We start from the raw sequence: 4,268 nt of genomic DNA, 5'->3' as shown, positions 1-4,268 counted from the left end.
TGCACGGTCGGCTTCTCCCACATGGAGGGGTTCATCGCAGGGCCGAAGACGACGGGTTGGGGACTGGCCAGAATCGCCGTGGAGAGCAGGTCGTCCGCAATGCCGTGAGCGGCCTTGGCGAGTATGCCGGCAGTTGCGGGCAGTACCGCGAACAGCTGCGCCCAGCGAGTGAGGCGGACGTGCGGGCTGGGCAGCGCGTCGGTCCCCATGAGGTCGGTGAAGACGGGCTCTTCCACGTAGGTTCGGACAACGGATGGTGAGACCATCCGTGTTGCCGTGTCCGTCATGATGACGCGGATCTCCTGAGCGAACTCGCGTCGCAGCTGGATGAGGTAGTGGGGCAGGTGCACCGCGTGGATGGAGCCGCTCACGCCGAGGAGCAGCCGTTCGCACGGCAGAGAAGTGATCATGTCCACTCCGGTGAGGGGAGAGGGAGGGGCCTGCGGTCAGGACGGCGGGGTTGGTCGCTCCCCGCCGTCCTGGTCACTGTCAGCAGCCGCTGCAGTTGTTGTCGTCCACCTCACGCTTGCGGTAGTCCGTGGTGGGTTTGGAGATCCAGGTCATGTCGTCACCTCCTCTCGCTCCGATGAAGAAGGCGGCCCCACTGTCTCCTGGGGGCGATGTCAGCCCTTGGGGCAGTAGGCGGTGGGAGCCGTGTCCGGTACGTCGAAGAGACTCTCGGCACGGATGAGGGTGAGCGATTCCTTGATGAAGCGCTTGCCGGTGGGGCAGGCGCACTCAGGCTCTTCCATCCATTCCTTGGGGCAGACTGCACCATGGCAGGTGGGGCTGAAGTAGCAACTCGTGCACTTCTTTCCCTCTTCCATGCCGTCGGTCTCGCACCACAGGGCCATCTTCTTCCAGTCGAGGTCCATCCGGCCGTCCGGATGCAGCCGGCCGACGATGTTCCGGTCGTGATAGTCGAGCTCCACAGTGCACTTGTAGACTTTCCCGTCCGAGCCGATCACGAATGACTTCGGATTCGCGGCGTAGCAGACATAGCCGTTCGGCTGCATTCCGGGAAGGGCGTGCACGTCCCGGAAGCCGGCCTCTACGGTGAGTCGCCGGGCCTGTCGTACCGCGTCCACCAGAGCTCGGTCCTCGCACACATCGAGTGATGCGTCATTGGCGCCGCCCCAGCGACCGATCGCTTCCATTTCCACAGCGAATCGCGGGTCTCCGCCGAACTCGTCCTTGAGCATCCCGAGGAAGTCCGCCATCTTCGGCAGTCCCGCCGGGTCGAAGTTGTGCCTGAGGACGACTTTGAAATCGTGATCCGAACGGTGGAGGTACCCGAGGTTGTTCCAGATACGGGCGAAGGTAGGCTCGCCGTTGGCCCCTATCCGTCGTTTGTCGTGCTCGTGCTCGGGCCCGTCGAGCGTGATCTGGAACCGCGTCAGTCCGGCGGGAATGACGCGGTCGGCGTACTCAGGGGTGAGCAGGTAGCCGTTCGTGGTGGCGAGGGGATAGAACTCGATGCCGTGGTCCTGCGTGTACCGGCGGAAGTGATCGGTGAGCCGGAACACCGTCTCGGCAGCCAGGAGTGGCTCACCTCCGAACCACGAGAGGTAGAAGTGCTCCAGATCCTTCTGATCGGACACAAAGCGTTTGAGGCCCTCCTGCAGCTCGAGATCCATCTCTCCGCGCAGGAAGGATTCATAGCAGTAGATGCAGCGGAAGTTGCACTGCTCCGTCGGCATCACGATCAAGTGCAGGCTGCGATCGGTGTACCGGCTCACGTACTGGTTGTGCACGAGCGCGGTCTCGTCGGTGCCCTGAGGCACGAGAAATCCACCGTAGACGAGGTCCTGGAGCACGCCGGTGAACGGTCCCGTGGTCACCTGGTTGGCGACCAGGGCCCTGCGTGCACGCTCCGCGTCTTCGGCGGGCACCACGCCGACGGCCCCGGTGCGGGCGCAATGCACCACCAGTGCACCGTCGTCCTGGTGAGAAAGACTCAGGTATCGGGACGGAACATAGGCGCTGTCCTTCGGTTGAACGTGTGCGGGCACGTCTGCCTCCAGGTCGGCCATACGTGGTGCGTGCTGTCGGTGCGGTCTTACGCTGCGGACACCGTGGCATCGAAGAAATAACTCGGGCAAGCGGTGTTCCGCTGAGCGGACCGGAGCCGGAGAGAGGCGATCTTGGGCCCCATGGAAAATCCACGCAAGACCGGCCCGTGCACTGGTACTCCGCCGCAGCGGATCTGACATTTTCCGGGGATCTTCGGCACCCATGAACGAGAAACAGCGAATTTATGGAGCGTTTATTGCCGCGGGATTGACTTGGTACCGAGGGAAGGAGCTCGCTGATGGTCACGTGCGAGGTCGAGGAGTCCGGTGGCGGGACGCCTCGTGGACGCGGAGTCCTCGAGGGGGCGTTCGCCCTCCTGGAAGCGGTGGAGGCGGTCGGGGAGGCGGGGCTGACCGCGCTGGCGGCACGCAGCGGGCTGCCGAAGACGACCGCCTACCGGCTGTTGGAGCAACTCGCCGGGCTCGGCATCGTCGAACACCACGGCTCTCGTTACCGGATGGGGCCGCGGCTCTTCCGCCTGGGGACGGGCTGGCAGCCGCACCCGGGCTTACGAGCGGCGTCCAACGGACCGATGCAGCGGCTGACCGGCGTCACCGGAGCCTCGGTCGGGTTATGCGTGCTGCGGGAGGGCCGGACCATGGCGGTCCTGGGGGTGGCCGGAATGGTGGAACACCTGGCCCCGATACGGCCGGGGGCCACATGGCCGTGGCATGCCGCGGCAGGGAAGCTGGTGGTGGCTACGGCACCGCCAAAGGTGCCCCTGGACCCTCTCCCGAAATCCTGGCGCCGGGAGGCGTCCGCCATCCGGGAAAGCGGGGTGGCCCTGGATCGGGAGGAGCTGGTACCGGGCGTGTGCTGCGTGGCCGCGCCCGTGGTAACGGCGGGTGGCGGCGTCGTCGGGGCACTGTGCGCCATGGTCGACCCCTCGTGCAACATGCAGCAGCTGGGCCGCGCCGTGACGCAAGCAGCGCGGGCTGTGAGTGCCGGCCTGCACGCCCCTTTGGCCGTCCGGGGCACGCAGACCGACACGGGTCCTCCAGCCGCTCAAGTGGCCCGTTGCTAACCGACGACTTGCCAGGTTGCCGTCGTGCAGACCCTGAGTGCGGGACAGGTCACGGTTCGTAAGCCTGAGCGCCGGCCCGGCCGGCGCCCCAGCCGGGCGAAGGGCCGGAGACCTTGGACCGTGTCCTATGTGGTGACGCGGACGAGTCGTTTGCAGCAGCAGATCGCGGCTGCGAGGCCGAGAAAGACCAGGTAGTTGCGGGGGGGTGCTGCGCCAAGCACGGCCGCTGACGAGCACATACACGATCGCCGCGAACAGCGTCTCATCAGGCGTGTTCGCCGTCCCGCCGCCCTGCGGCCGCACCCGGTCCGGCCGGATCAACGGCTCCGCGTTCTCCCACAGCCCATCCGGAACAATCCAGCTCCACGCACCCCGCCCCATACAAGCCCAATGACACCTCACCACATAGGACACGGTCTTGGTCTGCCGCTCATTCGCCCTCTGTGAGGGCGGTCCCGTTATGGCTTGCCGGTCAGGTCGTCGCGTTTCCGGGCGAGGGTCAGTCCGTCGGCGATGGGGAGCATCACGGCCTCCACGCGATCGTCGGCTCGCACCTGGTCGTTGAACGCCCGAATGGCGGCGGCGTTCCCGGTGGCTCGGTGATCGGCCGCTTCGCCGGCGTACAAGACGTTGTCGGCGAGCAAGAGGCCTCCGGGGCGTACCCGGGGGACGAGTTGCTCCCAGTAGTCCATGTAGGCGGGTTTATCGGCGTCGATGAAGGCCAGGTCGATGTGTGGTTCGCCGGGCAGTGCGCGCAGTGTGTCGGAGGCGGGGCCCAGGCGGAGCTCCACGCGGTCCGCGACACCCGCAGCCCTCCACGCGTGCTTGGCGATGTCGGTCCATTCCGCCGACAGGTCGCAGGTGATCACCCGGCCGTCGGGCGGAAGACCCAGGGCAAGGGCGAGGGTGGAGTATCCGGTGAAGGTGCCTACTTCGACGATGTGCCGGGCGCTGACGAGGCGAGCGAGGAGGGTTAGCAGAACGGCCTGCTCGTGCGGGACCTGCATCTCGAAGGGGGCCCCCAGGCCGCGGGTGCGTTCGATGAGGCTGAGCTGGATTGCTGTGGGGGGTTCGGCGTGATCCTGCACGTAGCGGTGGATGGCGGGGGTGAGGAGGACGGCCTTGGGGTTGTCCGCGAGGGAGGTCATCGCTGCTCCGTTCACAAGGCGAG

The 4,268-nt window shown here is 66.4% G+C and carries 4 protein-coding genes and 1 pseudogene; 1 reads left to right on the top strand and 4 read right to left on the bottom strand.

The window, feature by feature from the left end:
- A partial coding sequence (locus ACSNOG_RS31925; RefSeq protein ID WP_436756194.1) for a flavoprotein occupies positions 1-410 on the bottom strand: 410 nt, incomplete at its 3' end.
- Positions 411-623: 213 nt separating this feature from the next.
- Positions 624-2,033 carry a radical SAM protein gene (locus tag ACSNOG_RS31920; RefSeq protein WP_436756193.1) on the bottom strand — a complete coding sequence of 470 codons (1,410 nt, stop codon included), beginning with the start codon at positions 2,031-2,033 and terminating at the stop codon, positions 624-626.
- Between the two features lie 278 nt (positions 2,034-2,311).
- Here ACSNOG_RS31920 and ACSNOG_RS31915 point away from each other — a divergent pair, with 278 nt between their 5' ends.
- Positions 2,312-3,097: an IclR family transcriptional regulator gene (locus ACSNOG_RS31915; RefSeq protein WP_436756192.1), complete on the top strand. Its 786-nt coding sequence runs from the start codon at positions 2,312-2,314 to the stop codon at positions 3,095-3,097.
- Positions 3,098-3,295: 198 nt separating this feature from the next.
- Here ACSNOG_RS31915 and ACSNOG_RS31910 read toward each other — a convergent pair.
- Both ACSNOG_RS31910 and ACSNOG_RS31905 read right to left on the bottom strand, forming a co-directional pair.
- Positions 3,296-3,478 (bottom strand): annotated as a pseudogene (locus tag ACSNOG_RS31910) (transposase); the annotation flags it as partial.
- A 77-nt stretch (positions 3,479-3,555) separates the two neighbouring features.
- Complete coding sequence (locus ACSNOG_RS31905) at positions 3,556-4,245, bottom strand: O-methyltransferase (protein ID WP_436756191.1); 690 nt, start codon at positions 4,243-4,245, stop codon at positions 3,556-3,558.
- Positions 4,246-4,268: the final 23 nt, after the last annotated feature.

This window comes from Streptomyces sp. URMC 124 (assembly GCF_051386455.1).
Taxonomy (GTDB): domain Bacteria; phylum Actinomycetota; class Actinomycetes; order Streptomycetales; family Streptomycetaceae; genus Streptomyces.
This window is presented reverse-complemented; position numbering and strand designations above follow the sequence as displayed.